Genomic DNA, 24,370 nt, shown 5'->3' with positions numbered 1-24,370 from the left:
CGAGAGGCGCGCTCCACCTGGCTGTGATCGGACGGTGCGCACGTACCGGCGGACGCCGGCGCGGGTTCAGGCCGTGGTTCATGACGCAATGATGCCCGAACATGATTCCGGACCAAAGTGGCGAGAGCCCCTGAATGTCGAGCGTGTCCAGAGGTTGCCGGCTGCCTTGCGGTTCGCTGGTCGCAAGGCTGTCGCCCAGGCCGTCGGCTATGCAAGCACGGCGAGCACGTCGATCGCCGAAAGCTTGTCGGACGTGAACGCCCGCCCGGACACGGCGGCGTTGTTCTGCTCTAGTTGGCTGACTGACGAAGCGCCGATCAGGGCGGAGGTCATCCGTTGGTCGCGGATGACCCACTGTGTGGCCATCTGCGCGAGCGCCTGCCCGCGTCCGGCCGCGAGAGCGTTGAGGTCGCGGGCTTGGCGAGGAGTTTGTCGGTGATGGCTTCGGACTTGAGGAATCGGCCGAACCTGGATTCAGCCGCCGAGCTGTTCGCCGAGCACGGCTGCTCGGGTGCCAGAATGCTCGACGTGGCCGAGCGGCTCGGCATCTCGAAGTCGGCGCTCTACTACCGCCTCGCGTCGAAGGAAGAGCTGCTGGAAGGGCTTGTCGGCCCAATCTCGCGGGCCCTCGCCGAATTCGCGGCCGCGGCGGAGCCGGGCGACATGGCACCGGAGCGGATCATCAGGGGCTACCTCGACCACCTGATCCCGGGAATCCCAGGCCTCCACCCGCTGCTCACCGACCCCGGAGCTCGAGCCGCGATCGGCAGTACTCACGGCCTGCCCTCGACCCCGCAAAGGATCGAGGCCGCGCTGGCCGCCAGCATTCCCGGCCCAGAGCACGACCGTGAACTACGCACGACCTTCGCCCTAGGCGGCATTCGCTCCGTGGTGTTCGGCCGCCTGTCGACGATCTACGGCTGGAGTGAGCCGGCGGCGACGCCACGGACCCCGGACGGCGCCGCCGGTCCGGTGCTGACAGACGAGGAGCGCGAAGGCCTTGTCGAGCTGGCTCTCGCACATCTGGGTGTACAGACGCCACCGCTGCGACAAGGACATGGCCGCTGATTTGGGGCTTATACCGGATCAATGGCCATTCGCTGGCGTCTGATGATGGCTTCGGTCGACACGGCACAATGAACCGTACCGGAGTTGATCCAGGCTTGATCTTTTGGAAGGATCAAGTCCGTCATGAGCAAGCCATACCCACAAGATCTCCGTGACCGGGCCGTGCGCCTGGTGCTGGAGACGAAGGACCAGTACCCCTCCGAGCACGCGGCGATCAAGTCGATCGCGGCGAAGCTCGGGATCGGCACCGCCCAGACGCTGACGAACTGGGTGCGCCGGGCCGAGGTCGACGCCGGTGCCCGCCCGGGCGTCACGACGGCGGAGGCCGAGGAGATCAAGCGGCTCAAGCGGGAGAACGCGGAGCTCAAGCGAGCAAACGAGATCCTCAAGGCGGCGGCGAGTTTCTTCGCGGCCGAGCTCGACCGGCCACACACACGCTCGTAGCGTTCATCGACGAGCACCGGGACCGCTTCGGCGGAGTCGAGCCGATCTGCACCGCGCTGACCGCGCACGGCTGCAGTATCGATCCCAGCACGTACTACCACTTCAAGAAGCGCCCGGCCTCGGCGCGCGCCGTGCGCGACGGCGAGCTCAAGGCGCTGATCGCCCGCGTCCACAGCGAGAACTTCGGCGTCTACGGCGCCCGCAAGGTCTGGCGGGAGATCAACCGCCGCGGCCAGGAGGTGGCCCGGTGCACCGTCGAGCGCCTCATGCGCGAGCTGGGCCTGTCTGGCGCGGTGCGCGGGAAGAAGGTGCGCACCACCGTGCCCGACCCGTCCGCCGAGCGAGCCCCGGACCTGGTCCAGCGCAACTTCGTCGCCCCCGCGCCGAACCGCTGCTGGGTAGCCGACTTCACGTATGTACAAGCCTACGGTGGGACCGTCTACGTCGCCTTCGTCGTCGACACCTTCTCCCGCCGCATCGTCGGGTGGTCCGCCGCGACCTCGAAGGCGACACCGCTCGTGCTCGGCGCCCTGGAGATGGGGCTGTGGCAGCGCGACCGCGCCGGCCAGGACCGGGAAGGTTTGATCCATCACAGCGACGCGGGTTCTCAATATACGAGTTTCCGTCTCGCGGCCCATCTGGCCGGCGAGAACATCGCCGCCTCGATCGGCACGGTGGGCGACGCCCTCGACAACGCCCTGATGGAGTCGACCATCGGCCTGTACAAGACCGAGCTGATCAACCGGCGCGGCCCCTGGCGCACCCTGACCGACGTCGAACTGGGCACCGCCGAGTGGATCGACTGGTACAACAACACCCGGCTGCACGGTGAGATAGGTCACGTCCCACCCGTAGAGTACGAGACAGAGTTCTACCTCACACAGTCAAAACCGCAGTTGGAACCCCAGCCATAGAGTCTGGACCGATCCCGGAGCGGTTCACAATGGTGCCGTGGCTCCACTCAACCGCGATCAAGCCGCGAACGCGCTGCGGCTCTTTGAGACACAGGACCTCTCATCGAAGAATCTCTTGTCGTCCGGCTTCCACGGACCGACCGGGGCCGAGGACGGGCGCCGGATGTACCTTGCCTGGCACGCGCAGGCTGAGCAGTTCCTCCGAGAGGCAGAGGGTACGCAGGCGGAATTCGAAGCCTTGGACACGCGCCGGCACCGAGACCTTGCTAATGGGGTCGTCGACCCGCTGCAGCTGTACCGGGAGGTGGAGGCGGAGGTTCTGCGCACGCAAATAACGCTCCGCCCGGCGGTGGAACGGCTCACCCAGCTCACTGCGCCCTCCGCCCCGGAGTCCTCATCTTCTACGACCACCATGCAGCAGTTCACGAGTGACGAGGGAAAGGTCTACAGGTACGGTACTGAAAGCACTCTGGGCCACGGGAGTCTGTTCACGCACGTCTACCGTGGCGAGGATGCCGAGGGAAACCCGGTCGCAGTCAAGCACGTGACGATTCGGCTAGACACCGACCGGCGGCGCAGGGAGGAGCCCCGACTGGCTGAGCGCGAGGTCGAGATCGCTCGTGAGCTCCGCGAAGCCAGGGGAAAGCACCTGGTGCCCGTACTCGACTACGCGCATCGGGACGGCGAACTTTTGCTGGTCATGCCTCTGGCTGATCACAGCCTCGCGAGCCGGATTGCCGAATCCGGAGCCTTGGGCTCTGACGAGGTCAGGAACCTGCTGTTGGATGTAGCACGCGCGATGCAGGAGCTGACCGTCGCTGGGGTGCTGCACCGCGACATCAAGCCGCACAACATCCTGTGGTATCAGGATCGCTGGTGCCTTGCCGATTTCGGCACGTCAAAAATTCTGGACAGGGCAACCGCATCCGTCAGTTGGAAGGACAGCGGCACGCCGGAGTACAAGGCTCCGGAACTGCACAACGGCGACCCGGAGACGGTGATGTCCGACATGTACGCCCTCGGCTTGTCGGCATTGGAAGCGCTCAACGGCACTCTGCCGATCACCGGAGACAACCTTCGTCAGGCGCAGGCCTCTCTGATCCCGGACTTCCCAGAGGGGACCGATCCGATGGTCCGCCGGGCCGTCGCCGAGCTCTTGCAGAAGGACCCTGGTGCGAGACCCACGGACGCGCGCCGCATCATCGAGTTGCTCCGGCCCGACGGCGCGATGTCCGACGCACAGCGCCGACTCCAGTCACTCAGAGCGAATCAGATCAAAAAGGAACTGGAAGCGGGCGCTGCCACCGCCGAAGCCATTGAGCACGCCGGCCTCCAGCGCCAGGCGCGCTACGCCTTCACCGGCCTTTGGCGGCGCGTAACCGAGGCCGCGACGCGCGCAGTCTACGACGCGACGCACTCGGAGGACGGCGATGTGTACTCACTCGCGGTCGGCGAGCAAGAACTTAGAGTGCACCTGGGTGGTCTGAGCAAGGTAACACTGCCCGTCGGCCCTCTTCTCATGCTGGCGGAGGTCTATGTCGCCTCCAGGATCACTGCAAATCTCTACTGCACCAACGAATCCGGAGTGCCGCGATGGTGGGTCACCCGTCATCAAGACGGCAACACAGACCGCTTGACCGGGGACACCGTTGACGTGTTCCTGCTCTTTTGGAGGCAGCTCAACGCGACCATAAGGGAAGGATCCAAGGAAGCGGACGCTGACGCCATCCTGGACTTGCTGTCCGACTCAGACGCCGGCGACGACTCCACCCGGCCGAGCGACAGCAGGGATGAGATCCAGAGCCAACTCGACGAGCAGAGCGCTTCGGAGGTTCAGGACGAGGACCGTATCATCGCCACGCTTGGCGAGGACGTCTCGTTCTTCTCGGTAGCGGGCTCGATGGGGACCGCGAACAAGCTCGATGCCCTTGCCGAGGGGGAGATTACGCTGCGGGCCAGCCTCGAACCCAGGATCGACATCACCTTCAGTTGGCAGTTCCACATGGGTGACGGACGTTTTTCCACGCCGAACGGCGAGTTCCTGAACGTCAAGGCATGGGTTGACGCCGCACCCGGCGGTGGAACGCCGGTCATCGAGGAGAACTGGACCTCGGCCGAGACGCCGACCGAGGTGGCCGGCCGGATCAATGCCAAGCTCCGAGCAACCGATCGCTGGGACGGCCCGCGAACGATCAACTGGGCGCAGGTGTTTCGGGACCTGCATCGAGCGATCGTCCTCGCGGTCGCGTACAAGCGCCGCGATCCATTCGCGCCCTGGAAGCTGCACGGCGCGATGTACGAACTGCACGGAGAAGACTGGGCCATCACCCAGGCTGGAGTCGAGTACCGCCCGATCGGCCAGGTGGTCCTTGCGGAGCACGAGTTCCCGGATTCTGAGCAGAGCCGCGCGCGCATGACCAGCACGGATCTGCAGGAATGGTCTCCGACACCACCCGAGGGAGCCGATCCAGCCGAATGGCAGCACGTACTCTGGCGCGGTCTCTGGCACTTCCCGATCCGGCGCGGCCCGGTTCCAATGGGTCAGCGAACGTGGTGGCCGAGCAAGGCAGTGCCCCAGCCGACGGCCGAAGGCCAGCCCGCGGCGGAGGAGGAATAGGTTTTGGCTGACGGCCGAACAGAACACGGGTGAAGCGCGCCGGGATCCAACCACGGCTCTTGATTTCGCTGCAGTTCAAACCTTCCATGCCTAGCAGCGCCAAGCCCGAAGCCTGGCCGGAACCCGGCGCACCCTACCTCCTCGGAGAGCCCGAAGAGTTCACCTGCTCCCAAGGATTGGGAGCAGCGCGGTCGACGACCAGGCTCGAGCTCGGCCGTTCAAGGAGTTCGCGCTGACCACCTCCGCTTGGGAGCAGGAGCAGCCTCCGGGTGCTCCCAGCGAGCCATCGGCAGCCCAGCAACGCCCCTCATGGCGCCAGCCGCCGAGAAGTACTCGCAGTTCAAAGGCCTTCCGCGAGAAGAACGAACGGGTCGTCAGCCGCTCTGGGAGCACGTCAAGCGCCCCGCACACAACCGGCATCGCTTGGGAGCAGCTGGGAGCAGGAACGGGGAGCAACCCGGGGAGCAAACGGCCGTTCGAACATCGCTCAACCGCATCGAACCGCACTGAATGGAAGGGCTACACGACAGGGAATCAGAAAAGCTGCACGTCAATCGAATGCGTGCCATAATCTCTTGTAAGAGATATTAAGTGATTGCTTTGTTCACACCGAAGAGGTCACTGGTTCGATCCCAGTATCGCCCACCGCGAAGTATGCAGGCCAGGCCCATGTTTTACCGAAAGGTAATCATGTGCTTTACTTGTACTTGCTCCCATCATCGTGGGAGCAGGGAGCGCCGTGGGAGCAGCGCCCGGAGAATCCCGCTCTGCATCGAGAACAACACGGAACGGTATTCAACCGACCGTGACTGCCGTCAACCACACCGATCTATTGACCCGCTTCCACTCCGCCGGATAGCACTCGCCCGGCTCAACAGCCTTGAGCTCCCCGAGGGACGGTGCCGGCGGAAGTGAGTTCGAGGGTCGTCGCCAATCAGTTCCGACGACCCGTTAGGCTCTCCCGCTCAGGCGAGAACCGGAACCGCAGCCTCGAAGTCGGTCCGGCGCAGTCCACCGACCCACACAGCAAGTCGCTGAAACCTCGTTAGAACTCTTCGGTGTCACTCCGAAGAGCTTTTACCGTCTCCAACTATTGCACCTCGTTCGCCGCAGTTGCATGCAGCCGCCGACGCGGTAGCCGACCTACCCCATCACAACCATCGCCGCTCAAGAGCGCCGAACGTGCATCATCTGGGCCGAACAGCCTGTGAAGGCCGCACGACCGTCCCAAGCAACAGCGGTAGACGAGCCGCCGGACCAGCCCCAGGAGCCGACCGATCGGCAGACGCTTGACGATGCGGCGGCACGCCAACAGCGGTTGAGGGCGCAGGCCTCGAAACCAACGGTTCGGCCGGGGCGGCCGTCGCTCCCCGAAGCCTCGTAGCGAGGGTCGTCGATAGCGCGGTGTCACGTCGATCGCCGGCTCGGATGTGTACGGATTGTCCTTCGACAGCAGCGCGATGAACACGTCACACAGTGCCGCCGATCTGCCGCACCGTTTGGCGCCTCAAGCGTGCGCGCCCGCCTGTTTGTAGCCGAGTCTCACGCGCATGGGATGCCCAAGCGGCCGTGCCCCATAGTCCCAACTGACTATACGGAGTAGCTAATGCGCGCGGGCAGGCGGGCCATCTTTGGTCGAGGTACGCCAGAGTTCAGTAAGTAGCTTGCGGGTTTCGTGATCTTGTAGTGGAATATGTGAGTGCTGATTAAACGCGCCAGGATCAAGAACTTTCGCTGCCTCCATAATGTCGAGGTAATGTTCGATGACGTCACGACGTTCATCGGACCAAATGGCGTCGGTAAGTCATCAGTGCTTCGCGCGCTTGACTGGTTTTTCAACGGCGACAAGGCGACACAGCTAACCGACGAGGACATCTTCTCTGGCGCGCCGGCAGATCAGCGAAGGATTACAGTCGAGGTCGAGTTCCATAAGCTCTCGGCGGAAGACAGGGTAGCGCTCGGAAAATACGCTCCAGAGAATCTCGACACGGTTGTTATCTGGCGACATTGGGACGACGGGGTTGATAAAATCACCGGCAAGGCATTGGCCTACCCTCCATTTGAGGTGGTGAGGCGTGAAGCTAACGCGACGGCAAAGCGGGCCGCCTACAACCAGCTAAGGCAGGCCGAGTCGCAGCTCAACCTGCCAACCGCCACAAGTGCGGCCGCCGTTGAGCAGGCAATGTTCGCGTGGGAACGCGAGCATTTCGACCAGCTCGTCGAAGCTGAAATTGAGGGCACGAACTTTTTTGGGTTCGCTGGCCAAGGAAAGTTGTCCGGCATCTTTGACTTCGTGTTGGTGACCGCCGATCTGCGAGCCAGCGAGGAAGCACAGGACTCCAAAAATGCCATCATCGGCCGCGTGCTCGAGATGGCAATCGACCGCACAGCAGCGGACGGCGCCCTAGCGGAGTTGAGCAGCCAACTGCAGGAGGCGCAGGAGGCGATCCAGCTTCAGCACTTTGGCTCGCAACTCGACACGCTCTCTCAAGAGCTGTCGGCAGCGGTTTGCGCGTTTACCAGCGGCCGCTCTGTGCGCGTCAGTGCCAGGGAGGTTGATTTTCGGCCAGCGCGAGCGCAATTCCGCGTCAGTGTGGTCGACGACACCGTGGAGACGCGGGTCGACCGACAAGGCCACGGATTTCAGCGCGCACTGCTCATCTCCGCCCTCAAGCTCCTCGCCGAGCGTGGAGCCGCAGCCGACAACAAAGGCATCATCTGCCTGGCCATCGAGGAGCCAGAACTTTTCCAGCATCCAGTGCAAGCGCGCGCCTTTGCAACGGTCCTGCGTGCGCTCGCTGAGGACCCGGCCCAAGGGCTCCAGGTCACCTACGCGACTCACAGCGCGTACTTCATCGAACCTCGGCGCTTCGAGCAGGTGCGGCGGATTACTCGCACGACGGGTGCCGGCCCTCAGTCCTGGCTGGTGGCAGTCTCGCACGTGACGCTGGCTGACGTCTGCAAGCGGCTGAGTGGATTCCTGACACCCGACAAAATCCGCAGGCAGATCGACGGAGTCTGTCTTAACAGCCTCAGCGATGCCCTGTTCGCCGATGCTGTCGCACTGGTTGAGGGCGGTACCGAGCAGGCAGTCATTGAGGGAGCCGCGGAGCGCGACCGCCGCCCGCTGTCGGTCAGCGGCATCACGGTCGCACCGGTCGGCTCCAAGCAGGGACTGATGCTGGCCCATGCCGTCCTGGAGCTGTCTGGCATTCCCGCCTATGTCCTGTTCGATGGCGACAAGGGCTGCGCAGACCGCATGCGTGAGCGCGGTCGAGACGAGAATGATGCCAAATCCACAGCCGCCAATGCTGCGAAGTTGAATGAGCTGCTGCTCAGGTACCTCGGCGGGGCCGAGGAAAACTGGCCGATGACCCAGGTGAACGATACCTTCGCCGTCTTCGAGGACATGCTGGAAACACAGCTCGATGCCTGGTGGCTCGACTTCGTTGTCCGCAAGGGCGAACTGGTGGACCAGGGGATCGGATTCGCTGGCAAGGACTCCCTTACCTACCGGCACGCGGCTGCCACGGTGACAGACGAGGTTCCCGCCGAGATAAGGAACCTGCTTGAGAAGATCAGGAACATGAAGCTCAAACCGTAACGGGTGCAGCTCGGATCGAGTGCCCCTCCCTGACCTGCGAGGACAGTGGCGATTTCGGCCCAGCTTAGACCAGCGATTGTAGGACGCGCCTGGTAGACGAGGTGCAAGTCACTACGTCTACGTCTATCCGGCCAAGAAGGCGCTGGCCGCCGTTACGGCCAAGATCAAGGCACTGTGCCGGCAGGGCAAGAACCTGCCACTGGAAGCCCTGCTGCGTCAGCTCAACTCGATGCTGCGTGGCTGGACCGCCTACTTCCGGTACGGCTGCTCCAGCAAGACCTTCGCCTACGTGAGGGCCTACCTGTGGCGCCGGGTCTTCGGATGGCTGCGACGCAAACACCCGAAGACCACCTGGAAGGAACTGCGCCGCCGCTTCACGAACGACGGCTGGTGGCCCGCCGACGGAGAGGTGGTCTTGTTCAACCCGGCGAAGGTAGGCACCAGACGCTACCTCTACCGGGGAACCAAGATCCCCGCTCCCTGGCCCAGAGGTGCATAAGGGAAGACATCCCGCCCAACGGGGCTTGTGGAGAGCCGGATGCTCGGTGACGGGCACGTCCGGTTCGGAGGGCGGGCCGGGGAAACGGGCTGGTGGGAACACCAGCGCCGCGCCCCGGTCCGACCCTACGACGACATCCACCAAGCCTTCCTCGCCCTCGGCTGCGCGATCATCTGCTGGCGCCGATTGCGCAACGCACGGTGACCCCGTTGCTACGAGGTCGCGAGTCCGGGCGTGTTCGGCGACCAGGCGGTCACGGTCAGTTCGGGCCACTGACGGCGCCATCGGTCGGCTTTAGCTGCGTAGACCTCCCGAGTCACTTGGACCGGGTTGGGCCTGATGACGAGGTTAAAGACATCCGATAAACCGTACGGTGCATACATGCTCCACCGGCCATCGTCCTCGATCCGGACGCCCACGCAGCAAGCCGTGGCCGGGAAGGTGTCGATCGCGGCCTCGGTAGAGTCGTATGGCACACATGGGACCCCGAACTTCTCCTCGTACCACAGGTGCACCCTGGCCTCGTTGCGGATCTCCACCACAACCGGAAGGTCTCCGAACACTCTCATACCAGCCTGGATCGCGGCATCCTCGGCTTCCCATGAGAGATCGGCCGAATCGAAGTAGACCAGGTCATAGTCCTTGATCCCTCGGTCGGCTGCCTGACCAGTCGCAACGTTCCACACCGTCTGACACACGCAGCCGGCCGCGAGGTACCAATCCGGCAGCCCGAGGCCAACCGACCGCTGTGCAACCTCCACCAGCGTGCGATTGCGCTCCAGCACGGGCTGCAAGACGCGCAACTGCTCATCCAGAGCCAACCGCCCAGTCTGCATGCGTACTGTCTATCAGATCGGCCAAGGGCCGGTCCGGAGGGCTGGCGTGGCACCATGCGACGGAGCGCACGCGCGCCCCGAGCTTGTTTTGTTTCCAGTCCTAAGCCGGTACGGTGTCGCCCCGGCCAGCGTCCAGTGGTTCGACAACTGGGCGAGCGGCGACGCGTTCGACGCGGCCGATGCCAGGACCCTGTGGAGCCAGGGCATCATGATGGACTTCACCTGGGAGCCGTGGAACCCCAACCTCGGGGTCGACGATGCCGGCCAGATCCATCTCCAGGACATCATCGACGGCAAGTGGGACGCCTATATCAAAGCCGAGGGGGCGCAGTTCGCCTCGGTCAAAGCACCGATCATGGTGCGGTGGGGGCACGAGTTCAACGGGAACTGGTACCCCTGGGGCATTGTCAACAACAACAGCGATCCCACCCCTTACATCAAGGCCTACCAGCACGTACACGACCTCGTCGTCGCAGCCGGCGCGACGAGCGTGCAATGGGTGTGGTGCTTCAACAACGGCTCCACCCCGGATGCCGCGTACAACAACCTGGCGCTCTCCTACCCGGGCGACGCCTACGTCGACTGGGTGGCGATCGACGGCTACAACTGGGGGCTGGATCCGTCGTGGGATCCGACCGGCAACCACTGGACGTCCTTCGACGCCCTGTTCTCCAGCGCCTACGCCCAGGCCCGCGCCATCGCACCGAAACGACCGGTGATGCTCGCCGAGGTCGGGTCCAGCGAGGACGGCGGGAACAAGGCCCAGTGGATCAGCGACATGTCCACCGCCCTGCAGTCCGGCAGCTACCCCGACCTCAAACTGGTCAGCTACTTCGACCAGGACAAGGAGGAACTGTGGTCGGGCACCTCCTCACCGGCCACGCAGAGTGCCTTCACTGCCTGGGTCAACCAGGCGTACATGAAGGGCAGCGGCACCGACCTGGCGAAGGTGGCCGCACAGTACGAGGGCACCACGGCTCCGTCTCCGACGCCCAGCGCCACGGCGTCACCCACCCCGTCCGCGACGCCTAGTTCCACTCCGCCGGCCACCGGCCCGTGCACGGCGACCTACCAGACCGTCAACTCCTGGTCCGGCGGATTCCAGGCCCAGATCACGGTCAACGCCGGTGCCTCGGCGCTCAATGGATGGACGATCAGGTGGACCCTGGGGCCGGGGCAGACGATCAGCCAGCTGTGGAACGGCACACTGACCACCTCAGGATCCCAGGCGACGGTGAAGAACCTCAGCTGGAACGGCGCAATCGCCCCCGGCGGCTCCACGACCGTGGGATTCCTCGCCAGCGGCACGCCCTCCACGACCGCGATCACCTGCACCAGCCCCTAACCGGGCCAGAAGCGCCGGACCCGCCCACCCGACCGGCCCGTGCACGAGAGACGGAAGCGGCGGCTTCACTGGTGAACGCCGCCGAAGCCGCCGCCCCGCCCTCAATGAATATGGCAGCCATGCTCATGTCCGAACACAGCAGCGCGCCAACGCAGCCGCGGGGCGCTCGACTCGCTCCCCCTGCGCCGGTCCGGGTTGTTCGCCGCGGCCGCGGCCGCGGCCCTGGCCGCCACCGCGCTCGTCACGGCACACTCCGCCGCAGCAGCCACCACCTACACCTTCGACACCGGATCCGGCCTGACCTTCCCGGCTTCCGTCCACGGTAGAACGCTTGGTCCGCAGTTCAGGGCAATTCCCTGCGCTAATACCGGGCCCTGGATGGAAGCCGAGACGACTCCTCAGACCTATTCTGGAACGCGGAACAGGCCCTCGCGGAGTCCGGACACCACCACAGCGGACGTGACCAACGCCGCAGCAGTGCCGAGACTCCACCCTGCGCGAGGCTCCCGTCCGCGAGCGCCGGACTCACTCGCCCCTGAACTCCTTCCGAAATTCCTCCAGCGAAGTTCCCGAACCCCGTCAAGAGGCCGCCAGTCTCGCCCCCGGCGAGCCACGCCGTGATCTTGATAATCCGGGACCTTCGTCCCCGTGCATCTGCGCGCGAGCGAGCGATCTTGGTGAAGAAGGGGCCGCTGAACACACCGAGCAGCGGAGGTAGGAGGGCAGAACGATGCGGACCTCCGACGGACTCGCCGACGAGAGATTTCCGGGGCCCGTGGTCGCCGGTGTGGACGCTTCGGAGAACTCCGCGGGTGCTGCGGCGTGGGCTGCGCTGGCGGCGATGTCGCGTGGCGTGCCGCTGATGCTGGTGCACGCGCTCGAACTGCCGAGTGCTCTCCCGCTCGCGCCTCCTGGTTACGCGGAGCATCGCCGCGCAGAGGGGCAGCGTTTGCTCGAAGCGGCTGCAGCACGCGTCCAGGAGCACTTCATCGGCGTGGATATCGAGATGGAACTGTCCGATCTCTCCGCCGCGCGCACGCTTAGTGCCCTGAGCACGGAGGCCGCGCTGTTGGTGACCGGCACGCGCGGCCGCGGCGGCTTCGCGGGCATGCTGCTGGGTTCGGTCAGCCGAAGCCTGGCTGCGCATGCGCACTGCCCGCTGGTGGTCGTGCGCGGCGAGGTACCGGAACCCGTGTTCGACGGGGTCGTGCTCGGCATCGGGCCTGACCGATCCGATCAGCCCTTCCGCTTCGCGTTCGCGGCCGCCTCGCGTTATCGGGCCACGCTGCACGCGGTGCGGGCGTGGTCGCCGACCGCCATGTTCTCCGGCCCCACGGGCGGCTACTACGAAGAGGCGTGCACAGCGCGCTGCTCGTAGCGTGGAAGCGGACGAGGGTACAGCGGACAACGGAACAGGGGCTGCGTCTGATGACTGACCTGGACTACGCCGCACTGTTCGCCGCCACGCCCAGCCCCTACCTGGTACTGGACTGCGACCTGGTGATCGTCGAGGTCAACCGGGCCTACCTGACCGCCACCCGTCGCACGCGGGCGGAACTACTCGGGCGGCGGATCTTCGACTCCTTCCCTAACAACCCCGCCGACCCCGAGGCGGACGGGGTGCGCAACCTCAACGCCTCCCTGCACCGGGTCCTTATCACTCGCGCACCGGACACGATGGCGCTGCAGAGGTACGACATCCCGAACGCCGCCCAGCCCGGTAGCTTCGAGGAACGCTGGTGGTCGCCGGTCAACACCCCGATCCTCGCTCCGGACGGGGCCGTGGCGTGGATCATCCATCGGGTCGAGGACGTCACCGCGTACGTCAAGCACCGCCCCGAACGGCGCAGACGCAACGAGGTCGAACGCGAGGCGCTGGAGTCCGAGCTCTACGCGCGGGCCCGCCAGCTGCAGCGACTCAACGAGGACCTGCGCGAGGCCCACGCGCGCGAGCAGCAGGTCGCGCTGACCCTGCAGGAGGCGATGCTCCAAGCCCCGGACCTGCCTCACCACGAGAACGTCGCGGTCCGCTATCTGCCGGCGACCGGATCACTGAATGTGTGCGGGGACTGGTACGACCTGGTGGATCTGTCCGACGGCCGTTTTGCCGCCGCAGTCGGGGACGTGGTCGGCCACGGCCTGGAGGCCGCGTCCGTGATGGGCATGCTCCGCAGCGCGCTGAGTGCCGCGATCCGTGCTCTCGAACGCCCGGCCCAAGCCCTGGAAGTGCTCGGCCTCTACGCCCGCTCGGTCGAAGGCGCGCTGAACACCACCGCCGCCCAGGCCATGATCGACCCACGCAGCCGCCTGATCATCTACAGCAGCGCCGGACACCCGCCACCCGTGCTCGTGCGCGCCAACGGTCGCTGCGACCTGCTCGACCAGGCCACCGACCCCCCGCTCGGCGCCCGTCCCACGCACGTACCCCGGCCTCAAGCCGGCGTGAACTACAACACCGGCGAAACTCTCGTGCTCTACACCGACGGCCTGATCGAGCGGCGCACCGAGGACATCGACACCGGCCTCGCCCGACTGACCCGTACGCTCGGACGCCACGCTGGGTACACCCCCGAGCATCTGGCCGATACCCTGCTGGCGGACCTCGGCGTCGACGGCGGCGCCCGGGACGACATCGCCCTGGTCGTCATCCGGCTTTAGCGAGGTGATCCGCGCCGGGAATGCATCGTGGCGCGCCCGCGATCGTAAGTCACCCAGGCACACGGGCGGGTCGCGTGGGTCCCGGGTGCGGGCGTGGTTCAGGACCAGTAGACGATTCCCGCGATCGCGGCGGGGGTGTTCGCCGCCTCCGTTCGCGCCCACGCCAGCGCCGCGCGTCCGGACGCCGGCACGGCCGCTGGCACAACGGACGACCGGATGCGGCGCACGCTTGACGCCGTGCAGACGCAACCGCGCTCAACGGCGATTCACGGCCATTCGGTTGTCAACCGGGCCCTAGAAGCGTCATGAAAATCATGCATTCTGGCCCGGCCGCGTAGCGGCCGGGCCAGAATGCTGTCATGCAGGGTGAGTGGACGGGTGAGCTGGTCGGGCCAGATGTGTGGGCGACGTGCCGGGAGCTGATCCCGGCCGGGAGCGTGTTCGCGTTCCTGGCCGAGCACCGGGAGGCGTTGTTTCCGGCGGAGATGTTCGCGGACATGTACCCCTCGCGCAACGGACGTCCCTCGATGCCTCCGGCGATCCTGGCCGCGGCCGTCACCCTCCAGGCCCTTAACGGCCACTCGGACTTCGACACTGTCCAGGAGCTGCGCTGTGACCTGCGGTGGAAGGCCGCGTGCGGGCTCGGGCTGTATGACACCGGGTTCGACCCGTCGCTGCTGGCCTACTTCCGCCGACGCCTGTCGCGCTCCGCGGACCCACAGCGGATCTTCACCGCCGTGCGCGCGGTGGTGGCCGAGACCGGGATCCTCAAGGGCAAGGTGCGCCGGGCGCTGGATTCCACCGTGCTGGATGACGCGGTGGCCACCCAGGACACCGTCACCCAGATCATCGCCGCGATCCGGCGCGTCGCGCGCGAGGTGCCCGGTGCCGCGGACGTGGTCGCGGCCGTGTGCACCGCGCACGACTACGCCGATCCCGGGAAACCCGCGATCGCCTGGAACGACCCGCAGGCCCGGGCCGAACTCGTCGACGCGCTGGTGACCGACGCGATCCGGCTGCTGGTGGCCCTGCCCGAGCGCGAGCACGGCCCCAAGCCCGCAGACGCCCTCGGCCTGCTCGCCCTCGTCGCCGGCCAGGACGTCGAACCCGCGGAGGACTCCGACGGGCGCGACGGGCGCTGGCGCATCACCCGCGGCACCGCCGAGAACCGCGTGATCTCCACCGTCGATCCCGAATCACGGCACGTGCACAAGACCCGCACCCACAAGCAGGACGGATACAAAGCCCACCTCGCCATCGAACCCGAGACCGGGATCTACACCGCCCTCGCCATCCGCCCGGGCTCCGGGCCCGAGCACCACGAGGCCGCCGTCGCCCTCGACCTGATCAACGAAGACGACCAGGCCACCGGCCTGGACCTGTACGGCGACACCGCCTACAGCAGCGGGAGCGCCAGCGCCGCCCTGCTCGAGCGCGGACACCGCCTGTTCCTCAAACCCGCGCCGCTGACCACGGCCGTACCCGGCGGCTTCAGCCTCGACGACTTCGCCATCGACACCACCGGACAGGTCACCTGCCCCGCCGGGCACACCATCCCGCTCACTCCACCCAGTGGAATCCACCATCAGCGCAAAGCGGTCTTCGACCAGTGCCCCACCTGCCCGCTGCGCGAGCAGTGCACGAAAGCGAAGGCCGGCCGGGTGCTGACCATCCGACCCCACCACGACCAGCAGACCGCCGCCCGACGCCAGGCCACCACCGACCCCGACTGGCAGGCCGCCTACCGCCGCTGGCGCCCACCCGTTGAACGGGCCGTCGCCTGGCTCGTCGCCGGGAACAACCGCCGCCTGCGCTACCGCGGCACCATCCCCAACAACACCTGGATCCACACCCGCGCCGCCGCCCTGAACCTGCGCACCCTCATCAACCTCGGCCTCACCCGCACAGACGGAGCCTGGCAGCTACCCACACCAGCGTGAACAAGCGAGCGGCGGGCCGGCTACGCCAGGCCACCACATCAGAACACGAAGATTTTCATGACGCTTCTAGCTCGGCGCCGGGAGGCCGGGGCGCCCAACGGCACGCATCCTGGAGCCGAAGGGAAATCCGAAGCGCACACGCGGATGAGCTGACCCTGCCGCTCACAGCGTCCACGCTGCAGACTTCCAGCCGGCCACCGCGCGCTCCTCCCAGCCGCGGCAGGGAAAGAACAGGACATCAGATATGACCAAGCCCGATTCGGTCTTCCTGTACATCGGCACCTACCCGAACGAGGCCGCAGCACGGGACGACTACGACATCGTCAAAGACCTGCACAAACACGGCGCCATCGGCACCTACGACGCCTCCGTCGTCACCAAGGACGAGACCGGCAAGGTCCACGTCAACAAGGACGAGACCGCCACCCGCCACGGGGCGTGGGGCGGCGCCGCCATCGGCGGGGTCATCGGCGTGCTCTTCCCGCCGGCACTCATCGGCTCGGCCGTCGTCGGCGCCGCGGTCGGCGCAGTCAGCGGCCACCTGCACCGGGGAATGTCCCGAGCAGACGTCAAGGACTTCGGAGAGATCATCGACGAAGGACAAGCCGCCTTGGTCATCGTCGGCGAGAGCACAGTGGCCGAGGCCGTGGAAAAAGCACAGCTGAAGGCCGCGAAACACGCCGCCAAGCAGCTCGACGTGCGCTCGACCGACCTCAACAAGGCCCTCCAAGACACCGCCAACCAGGTGACCTGACCATCCCACCACACCGCATAACCTCCGGCGCCGGCGCCCGCCAGGGCCGGAGGCCGGCAGACTGCCGATCGCCTGGAACAGCGCGAGGTCTCCGCCGAGGCGCACTGGAAGGTGCAGGCCAGCGAATGCCGTGCTGTGTACCCTTGCAACCCGAGCCAGTAGCCAGTGCGTACCTGTAGCTCAGCGATTGAGTGAGCAGCGAAGAATTCCGGTCTGACGCGCCGGGTCGTGGCTTCCTCGGCGACGGCCTTGGCGCCGTTCTCGCAGAACTCTGCGGTAGGTGTTCGCGGGCTCGTCACCGGTAGTCCGCGTGATCGGCGATGCCAGTACCGATGGCGGTGGCGATGGTGGGGGTTCCTCGCGACGACCGCTTGAATCCGCCCCTCATCGGCTGCGGCCCCACGGCCGCAACGCTGCTGCTCACCCCGACGCCACGGACCGATGACAGGGAGATGATGCCCGGCGGATTCAGATCCACTCCTTACGCCGTCGGGGCGAACGGACGGTCGCCGATCTTGCGTCGTAGAGGCGCCTACCGGAAGGAGGCGAGATAGGCGAGGGTAGGTCCGGATGACCCGTGTCGATCCCGGTATTCAGGATCGCGACGTCGACACCCTTGCCGTCGTAGCCGGCCTGCCAGGCGTCCGGGGCGCCGATCTACGCGGTGCTCTGCGCCAACCTTGCCTTCACCTTCCCGCCCAGCCAGATCTTCGCGATCCCGCCGCCGAGCGCGCCGCTGCCCGCCGCCGAGGCGGTCAGACCCTGCCACGCCCGCGCAGTGGTGGAATGCGCCGCGCTCTATCAGGAGAGTGACATCGAAGAGCCGCTTGTCCAGGACTCCGGACGCGACGTACGGCATGACCTCCGACAGGTAGACATATAGATCCTTGCCGACGCCTGAGCGAGTACCCCGCCGGTCAGCCCGGGCGCTCGGTGGACGGTAGCGACGCTGCGGCCGTCGGCGAAGGTGGTCACGTTGACCTGGTCGCCCGTCAGCAGCGTGACGACGTGGGCGGCTGGGTGAGAACCCTGAGAAACCTGCGCCGGCGTGCCGGCGGGGCCGGGCGTCGGGGCGGCGAGCGCCTGGGGCGGGGTCGCCGCCAGCGCCAAGGCGGCCGCGGCGAGGGCGAACAGCCCTCGACCCCGGGAAGTCGGATGGGACAAGAAAAGGCCTCCGGATCCGATCAGGATTCACGAGAAGTTGGAGGCCGTTGTTGAGTCCACGACTCCTTCCACACCGGGCTGGAACTGACGAACATCCGCCATGGCAACATCTCGACACGCGGAGTCGTGATAATTGTCCGAGATTCATCCGATCTGAAGTGCCGTCAGATCGGGCATGGGTCCGAGCCGAGCCGCCTCAGCCGCCCGGCCGGATCTAGAATGCGGAGATCCGGTCTCCACGGGTCCACCGGGGAAGCGACCACGGGCCGAAGCCGGACTCGGCCGACCGCACCTTGATCGCGACAATGAGCACGATCGAACCCGTCCTCGTACCCAGCGGATCGAGCCGACCCCAATGCGGCACGGCTGAGGCCACGCTTTCAGGATCGGACATAGTGAGTCTGACTCATTGAGATGGGCTCGCGCTCAGCCTCATGCAGCAGGATCGCGTAGGCACTCTCAAGGTGCGAGAATCCACGCCGCCGATTGAACCGAATCGCGCTTTCGTTCGCCGCATACGCGGTGACGCGCACTTGGACGGCGCCCCGACCCTCGGCCCAGGCCACAAATGCAGCACTTGCGTTCGGACGATTCCTTTTCCGCAGAGCAGTTGCCGTTCACTCAGTTCGATGTCATCAGCGCCGACGCGGCCCGAAAACTGCCGGGCACACTGCCGGGCACCGTGCGGATCGAAGGCCGTCTGACGGCGCGGGACACCACCCGGCCCATCGCGCTCAGCGCCGAAGTCGCCGCCGACGGCGCGGACTCGGCCACGCTTACCACTCGGTTCACCGTCGATCACGCCGACTTCGGCCTCTCCTGGAACCAGTCGAGGATGCTGCGCGGGTTCGCCACCGTGACCGCGACGTCGCGGTTCACCCGCTTAGCCGCCTGAGCCCGAGCGCACCCCATGGAGCGCGTGTCATGCCTCCGCCGCGGCTTGATCACGACCGGCAAGCGGCCAGACGGGGCCGGTCCCGCGTGCTTGCGCACACGACACCGCGTGCGGCTGGCAGGCTATGTGCGCACGTAGTGCGCGATGTCCTCGCTGAATTCGGCCAGCGCAGCTTCAGTGAGGGTTGGGCGGATATCGGCGACGGCGGCGAGGTAGTCCTCGGTGGCGGCGGGACGGCCGGCGCGCTCGGCGACCTCGCGTTCGAAGGCATGTTGGGCGCCCTTACGGGCGGCGAACTCGATGTCGGCCGGGGTGAACATCTCGCTGGCTTCGACCAGCCGGCCGAGTTCCACCGTGTCGGCCGCCGGGCCGAGGTAGCGGCGCCATATCGCGGCCCGTGCGGCCTCGTCAGGCGGGCCGACCGGGATGATGTAGTCGAACCGGCCAGGGCGCAGGAACGCCGGGTCCAGGGTACGCAGCGAGTTGGTGGCGCAGATCAGCAGCCTGTTGTCGTGGTCGCGGAACGCCGGGATCAGCTTGAGCAGCTCGTTGGTCACACCGTGACCCGGGTTGACGGTGATGCCCGAGCGCACCGCGGCGATCTCCTCGACCTCGTCGATGAACAGCAGCACGCTCTCGAGCTCGGCCAGATCCGTGAAGGTCTCCCGAAGCGACGCGGCGAGTCCGCCGCGCTCGGCGACCGCCGCCAGGCGTGAGGGGAACAGCTCTACGAACGGCCAGCCCAACCGCGACGCCACCGCCCTCGCGAAACTCGTCTTCCCAGTGCCCGGCGGCCCGAACAGGATCGCGGCCTTGGGCGGGCGCACCCCGTAGCTCTGGGCGACCTCCGGCTCCGTCAGCGGCAGCACGATCCGACGCTCGATGGTCTCCTTCGCCTCGTGCATCCCGGCCAGGGCGTCCCACAACCCCCGCGGCTCGATCCGACCGCCGAGCTCGGCCAGCATCCCGGCGTCCCCCGCCCCGAGGCGCTCGAGCTTCTCGTAGTAGACCATCCCATCGCCGCGGCGGTAGCCGGAGTGCTCCAACGCGGCGGTACCGGTGGCATCGGGGGCCAGGATCGCGCAGATCCGGCGCACACCGGCCTCGCGCAGCCGCCGCTCGATCTCGGCGATCAACGCACTGCCCAGTCCCCGGTTGCGCCAGGACCCGGAGAGCGCGACCAGCAGGATCCACGCACGCTCGCCCTCCGCCCGGGCCACCGCCAAACCCACCATCTCCGGGCCGACCACCGCCACCACCGCCGGCTGACCGCCACGAGCAGCGGCAATCACCTCGGAAATCGGGAAGACCGGGTGGGAGAGATCGGCCTGCCGACCCTGATCCCACAGCGCGATCGCCTGGTCCAGGTCGTCGTCGTGAAAGTCCCTGATCCGCCAAACCGACACGCCCGCCTCCTCACCGAATGACCTCCCGGTCACCTGCGCGCCTATCCATGATCACTATCATCAGCGGCTCGCGGGCTCCGGGCAAACGCGCCAGCAACTCGCTGGCGTACCCGCTGCACCTGGAGAGAGGTCATTCACGTCGTTCGGTGCCGGATGATGCCCTGCTCGATGGAAGCGGCGGAACGCTGCGGGCTCCTCGTCGGTCAGCCGCTGCCGGGGGCTGCCGGTGCGGAACCGCCACATCACCCCGTTGAACTGATCACGAGCCCGCCGCGGCAGCGGACCGGTCGCCGCCACCGGCAGGAACGGCTCGATCAACGCGCACTCGACATTCGTCACATCACCACGCGCCACCAGACCGTTCTATCAGGGCACGACATGATCCGAATTCGATACAGGCCCTAATAGTGCTTTGTTAGGTCTTGGTCTGGTGTCATGCTGCCTGGTATGACACCGGATCAGATAGCTCGGGTGCTTCCTCGGCTGGAGGAGTTCGCTGCTGAGGTCTTCGCGGATCTGGCCAGGGTGGACCAGAAGGGGAAGGCGACGCTGTATCTGCGGGGCCTGATGACGGATGGTAAGCGCAAGTCGATGCAGCCCATGGCCGAGCGCCTCGGGATCGACCATCAGCGCCTGCAGCAGTTCATCACTTCCTCCTCCTGGGACTACGCCCGTGTGCGTCGTGCTTTGGCTCTGCGCATGTTCGATGAGATCAAGCCGGTGGCGTACGCGGTCGACGACGTGGGGTTCCCCAAGGACGGGAGCATGTCGCCGGCGGTCGCCCCGCAGTACTCCGGAGCCCTGGGCAAGGTCGGCAACTGCCAGATCGGGGTGAGCGTGCAGTTGGTGACCGACCACACCTCCATGGCCGCGAACTGGCGGCTGTTTCTGCCCGAAAGCTGGGACGATCACGTCAAACCGAGATCGGCGACCGAGCAGGAAGCCCAGGACCTGGCCGCCGGTACCAGGTTGCGCCGCGAGCGCACCGGCATCCCGGATGCGGTGCGTCACCGCACCAAACCCCAACTGGCCCTGGACCAGCTCGAGCAGATGACCGGGCCCGGTGGATGGGACCTACCGCGCCTGCCGGTGGTCGCGGACTGCGCCTACGGCGAGAACACCGCCTTCCGCCTGGCCCTGACCGAGCGAGGCCTGTCCTACGCACTCGCCGTCAGCGCCGATCTCTCCGTCCAGCCCGGTGACGCCGAGCCCGTCGACACCTGCCCCGGCACCCGCGGGCCCTGGCCCAAGCCGCACTACCCGGACAAGCCGATGAGCGTCAAAGCCCTGGCGATACAGGCCGGGCGCGAGGCGTTCACCGAGGTCACCTGGCGCACCGGCTCACACCCCACCCCTGCCAACCGCACCGCCGCGATGACCGGACGGTTCCTCGCGCTCCCGGTACGCCCGGTCAACAAGGCCATACCCCGCGGCCCCGACGGCGCGCTGCCCGCCGAGGTACTGCTGGTGCAGTGGGACCAGGACGCCGAGGAGCCCACCGACTACTGGCTCACCACCCTGCCGCCGGACACCGACCTGGCCGACCTGGTGCACCTCGCGAAGATCCGCTGGCGCATCGAACACGACTACCGCGAGCTCAAAGACGGCCTCGGCCTCGACCACTTCGAGGGCCGCAGCTACACCGGCTGGCACCGCCACGTCACCCTCGCCACCGCCGACCAGGCCTTCTGCACCCTGCTGCGCAGGGACCCAAAAGTCCCTGCGCCGGCCTGAGCGTCTACCACGTCCTGCGCGAACTGCAGGTCATCCTGGCGATATGGACCGGCACCTGCCCCACCTGCACCAGAACCCTCACCCTCAACGACCTCCAACGCGCACACCCAACCTAACAAAGCACTACTAGGCGTTGACGGAGTTCGAGGTTCTCACTGGCGCGGCCTCCAGCGTCTGGTGCAGAGGCTGGACCTCATCGCAGCAGCGTTGTTCACCCGGCTCGACCCCGCGATCGCCGAGGCAGGGCTGCACGGTGTCACGCTGGTCACTCATGCCCGGTCGACACCCGGTTTGCTGGGTCGGCCGGTCTCGGATTTCACGCGCTGCCGAGTCATCTGCGCGGGGTGTGATTCGTCGTGTGCATGGAAGTTCGGATTCGCCGTACAGCCCGTACTCGCCGGCACTACAGCCGGATCGTCCGTAGTCGCGTGCGCAGCGGAGGGCTGGGCCGGTGGCGGAGTGGTCGATAGTCGAGGGCGGGCTACCAACCGCGCCTGATGAAGTGTGGGGCCCGCGGTGCGGGCGGCCGAGGTGATCGGGCCGCTGGCCGGGTTGGATCGGATCGGATCGGGTGGGCGGTCGCGGACGAGGCCGCGGCGCGGCTCGGGGTTTCTCGCCGTCAGGTCCACGTGCTGGTGGGGCGTTGGCGGGCGGGAGACGGGGTGGTCTCGGACCTGCTGCCGGGCCGTTCGAGTGGCGGACGCTTGTCCGGCCGGTTGCCGGAGTGGGTCGAGGCGATCGTGGGCGAGGTGATCAAGACCCGGTACCTCACGCGTCAGCGCCGTGGCGTCGCCGTGGTCTGCCGGGAGAGCACGCGCCGGTGCCGGGCGGCGGGTCTGCCGGCCCCGTCGCGGGGATCGGTGCAGCGTCGCGTTGCGCGATGGTGGCCAGCGCGCCGAGCAGTTTGCGGGTGAGCTGGCACGCGAGAGAGATGAGCATCCCAGCATGATCCCAACCATGGGCCGAGCCCCGACGACCGGCGCCGCCACCACTCAGATTTTAATTTCCGAGCCCCCATCCGTGACCGCCGCCTTCGCCGCAAGCCGCTGCTGCAGACGGGCACGGCACTCGGGCCACTCGGACGCGAGGATGGAGAAGATCGCCGCGTCGCGGAGTTTGCCGTCCTCGCCGGGAGCCCAGGAACGGGACCAGCTGCGCAGAACGCCTTCGAAGTGGCCGCCGACCGCGGTGATCGCGGCGCGGGAGCGCTCGTTGCGGGCGTCGGTCTTCAGGTCCAGCCGGACGACGCCGAAGCCTTCGAAAGCGTGGCCGAACAGCAGCAGCTTGGCCTCGGTGTTGACACCGGTGCCCTGTCGGGAGGCGGCGATCCAGGTGAAGCCGACTTCGACCGCGTATAGGCGCTCGGTGTCCGGCCAGAACCTCGGCTCCCAGTAGGCGGTCGCACCGACGGCGCGGCCGGAGGCCAGGTCGATCTGGGCATAGGGGGCCATCCGGCCCGATGCGGCGCGGCCGTGCTGCTGGTCGATATAGTCGTGCACTTCGTGGGCGCGCGGTACCCAAGTGAACCCGTACTGACTGCGGTCCTCCTCGGCCGCCGCGGCGAGGTCGGCCGCGTGGTGGTGCTCCAGCGGTTCCAGGCGCACGAGGGATCCCTCCAGCACCGGGCCTTCGAGCCGGTTTCCCATGGTTGGTTCTTCCTTTCGCATGTTCCTTGTTCGGTCGAGCTTTCCTCAGATGGGCTTGGCGAGCGTCAGCAGTTCGACGGGCGCTCCGCCCGGCGACGCGATCAGGGCCATGCGGACGCCACGTCCACCGACCATTGTCGCGATCGGCGCGGCGACCGGAGTGGCGCCGAGCTTCACGACCCGCTCGTAGTCGGTGTCGATGGCGGTGCTGTAGACGCCGATCGAGGGGAAGCCACGGTCGTTCATCGCGTGGACGCCCGGCGCGTCGGCTTCGCGGATGAGCAACAGTTCGGTCGAGGCCGCGACGAGGGACGGGATGGTGCCCCAGACCGCGTCGGGCTCCCGGCCCCGCCACCGCACGCGTAGCAGCTTGGACCAGAACTCCACTTCGGCATCGAGGTCTTCGGCGTGTATCACGAGCCCCGCGATGCCTGCGCCGGTTCCGGACGCGTCGCACCAGGCTTCGGCGTGGCACGCCTCGAAGCGGACGGTGACCGGGTCGCCCAGCAGTTTCGCGCGCCGCAGCAGGTCCGCCATGCGGGGACGCTCCAGCGCGCTCCACGGGGGCGCGGTCGCGCGCGGCGGGGGGCCGGCGAACAGCGGCGTGTACGCGCCTGGCCCGTCGGCGGGGGCGGCGTGCTCGACGAACTCCAGGCGGATGCCCTCTTCCGCGGCCAGCATGCCGAGCGGGAGCCAGGTCTGCCCGGCGTCGCCGATCGCCTCGAAGCCCGCGGGGAGCTCGACTTGGTCGACGAACTCCTCCGTGAAGCCGAGCTGCACGCCGAGCGCCCGGCCGGCGTCGATCGGGCTCTGCAGGGTCACGTGGGTCAGGCCGGTGATCACGTG

General features: G+C 66.9%; 19 protein-coding genes and 1 pseudogene. 13 read left to right on the top strand and 7 right to left on the bottom strand.

The features are described 5' to 3' along the window. Positions 1–207 precede the first annotated feature (207 nt). Positions 208–423 (bottom strand): annotated as a pseudogene (locus ACTRO_RS49425) (aldo/keto reductase); the annotation flags it as partial. A gap of 15 nt (positions 424–438) precedes the next feature. On the opposite strand from ACTRO_RS49425, the gene ACTRO_RS48570 reads away from it, so the two are divergent. From ACTRO_RS48570 to ACTRO_RS46755, 6 genes are all read left to right on the top strand, one after another. Continuing rightward, positions 439–1,068 (top strand): TetR family transcriptional regulator, encoded by a 630-nt coding sequence (locus ACTRO_RS48570; protein ID WP_051450248.1) that lies wholly within the window; start codon positions 439–441, stop codon positions 1,066–1,068. A 123-nt stretch (positions 1,069–1,191) separates the two neighbouring features. Beyond that, a protein-coding gene (locus ACTRO_RS03260) for an IS3 family transposase (protein WP_245594284.1) occupies positions 1,192–2,426 on the top strand; the annotation gives its coding sequence in 2 pieces (ribosomal slippage) (positions 1,192–1,468 and positions 1,468–2,426; 1,236 coding nt in all). 37 nt (positions 2,427–2,463) lie between these two features. Next, positions 2,464–5,043, top strand: a complete 2,580-nt coding sequence (locus ACTRO_RS03255; protein WP_157435703.1) for a serine/threonine-protein kinase — start codon at positions 2,464–2,466, stop codon at positions 5,041–5,043. A gap of 1,699 nt (positions 5,044–6,742) precedes the next feature. Continuing rightward, on the top strand, positions 6,743–8,647 hold the full coding sequence (locus ACTRO_RS03250) for an ATP-dependent nuclease (protein ID WP_034261019.1): 1,905 nt from the start codon (positions 6,743–6,745) through the stop codon (positions 8,645–8,647). A gap of 142 nt (positions 8,648–8,789) precedes the next feature. Continuing rightward, positions 8,790–9,146, top strand: coding sequence for a group II intron maturase-specific domain-containing protein (locus tag ACTRO_RS03245; protein WP_084315932.1), 357 nt, complete (start codon positions 8,790–8,792; stop codon positions 9,144–9,146). A gap of 39 nt (positions 9,147–9,185) precedes the next feature. Next, positions 9,186–9,350: a hypothetical protein gene (locus ACTRO_RS46755; protein WP_157435701.1), complete on the top strand. Its 165-nt coding sequence runs from the start codon at positions 9,186–9,188 to the stop codon at positions 9,348–9,350. An 8-nt stretch (positions 9,351–9,358) separates the two neighbouring features. Here ACTRO_RS46755 and ACTRO_RS03240 read toward each other — a convergent pair whose 3' ends face one another. Further along, complete coding sequence (locus tag ACTRO_RS03240; RefSeq protein WP_034261017.1) at positions 9,359–9,982, bottom strand: nucleotidyltransferase family protein; 624 nt, start codon at positions 9,980–9,982, stop codon at positions 9,359–9,361. A gap of 46 nt (positions 9,983–10,028) precedes the next feature. Between ACTRO_RS03240 and ACTRO_RS42670 the strand changes: the two genes are divergently transcribed. From ACTRO_RS42670 to ACTRO_RS03215, 5 genes are all read left to right on the top strand, one after another. Then, positions 10,029–11,327, top strand: coding sequence for a cellulose binding domain-containing protein (locus ACTRO_RS42670; RefSeq protein ID WP_169739808.1), 1,299 nt, complete (start codon positions 10,029–10,031; stop codon positions 11,325–11,327). A 730-nt stretch (positions 11,328–12,057) separates the two neighbouring features. After that, on the top strand, positions 12,058–12,705 hold the full coding sequence (locus ACTRO_RS03230) for a universal stress protein (protein ID WP_051450243.1): 648 nt from the start codon (positions 12,058–12,060) through the stop codon (positions 12,703–12,705). A 50-nt stretch (positions 12,706–12,755) separates the two neighbouring features. Beyond that, positions 12,756–13,985 carry a PP2C family protein-serine/threonine phosphatase gene (locus tag ACTRO_RS03225; protein ID WP_211244074.1) on the top strand — a complete coding sequence of 410 codons (1,230 nt, stop codon included), beginning with the start codon at positions 12,756–12,758 and terminating at the stop codon, positions 13,983–13,985. Positions 13,986–14,344: 359 nt separating this feature from the next. Then, positions 14,345–15,925: an IS1182 family transposase gene (locus tag ACTRO_RS03220; protein WP_084315930.1), complete on the top strand. Its 1,581-nt coding sequence runs from the start codon at positions 14,345–14,347 to the stop codon at positions 15,923–15,925. A 244-nt stretch (positions 15,926–16,169) separates the two neighbouring features. After that, a complete protein-coding gene (locus tag ACTRO_RS03215) occupies positions 16,170–16,679 on the top strand; it encodes a DUF1269 domain-containing protein (RefSeq protein ID WP_034261015.1) in 510 nt (169 codons plus the stop codon). Between the two features lie 1,378 nt (positions 16,680–18,057). Here ACTRO_RS03215 and ACTRO_RS46750 read toward each other — a convergent pair. Further along, positions 18,058–18,237, bottom strand: coding sequence for a hypothetical protein (locus ACTRO_RS46750; protein WP_157435699.1), 180 nt, complete (start codon positions 18,235–18,237; stop codon positions 18,058–18,060). Between the two features lie 183 nt (positions 18,238–18,420). Here ACTRO_RS46750 and ACTRO_RS03205 point away from each other — a divergent pair, with 183 nt between their 5' ends. Then, the gene (locus tag ACTRO_RS03205; RefSeq protein WP_169739807.1) at positions 18,421–18,738 is read left to right on the top strand and encodes a YceI family protein; all 318 of its coding nucleotides are present in this window, start codon (positions 18,421–18,423) and stop codon (positions 18,736–18,738) included. 122 nt (positions 18,739–18,860) lie between these two features. Here the strand turns inward: ACTRO_RS03205 and ACTRO_RS03200 are convergent, their stop codons facing one another. Both ACTRO_RS03200 and ACTRO_RS46745 read right to left on the bottom strand, forming a co-directional pair. Continuing rightward, on the bottom strand, positions 18,861–20,144 hold the full coding sequence (locus ACTRO_RS03200) for an ATP-binding protein (protein ID WP_034261011.1): 1,284 nt from the start codon (positions 20,142–20,144) through the stop codon (positions 18,861–18,863). Positions 20,145–20,204: 60 nt separating this feature from the next. Then, a complete protein-coding gene (locus tag ACTRO_RS46745) occupies positions 20,205–20,498 on the bottom strand; it encodes a hypothetical protein (RefSeq protein ID WP_169739806.1) in 294 nt (97 codons plus the stop codon). Positions 20,499–20,591: 93 nt separating this feature from the next. Here ACTRO_RS46745 and ACTRO_RS03195 point away from each other — a divergent pair, with 93 nt between their 5' ends. Continuing rightward, complete coding sequence (locus tag ACTRO_RS03195) at positions 20,592–21,878, top strand: IS701 family transposase (RefSeq protein ID WP_034261009.1); 1,287 nt, start codon at positions 20,592–20,594, stop codon at positions 21,876–21,878. 992 nt (positions 21,879–22,870) lie between these two features. Here the strand turns inward: ACTRO_RS03195 and ACTRO_RS03190 are convergent. Both ACTRO_RS03190 and ACTRO_RS03185 read right to left on the bottom strand, forming a co-directional pair. After that, positions 22,871–23,524 (bottom strand): GNAT family N-acetyltransferase, encoded by a 654-nt coding sequence (locus ACTRO_RS03190; RefSeq protein WP_034261007.1) that lies wholly within the window; start codon positions 23,522–23,524, stop codon positions 22,871–22,873. 45 nt (positions 23,525–23,569) lie between these two features. After that, complete coding sequence (locus ACTRO_RS03185) at positions 23,570–24,367, bottom strand: VOC family protein (RefSeq protein WP_034261005.1); 798 nt, start codon at positions 24,365–24,367, stop codon at positions 23,570–23,572. Positions 24,368–24,370 lie beyond the last annotated feature (3 nt).

The sequence above is a fragment of the Actinospica robiniae DSM 44927 genome, from assembly GCF_000504285.1.
GTDB lineage: Bacteria > Actinomycetota > Actinomycetes > Streptomycetales > Catenulisporaceae > Actinospica > Actinospica robiniae.
Note: the sequence above shows the minus strand (reverse complement) of the source record. Positions and strands in the feature narration are given on the sequence as shown.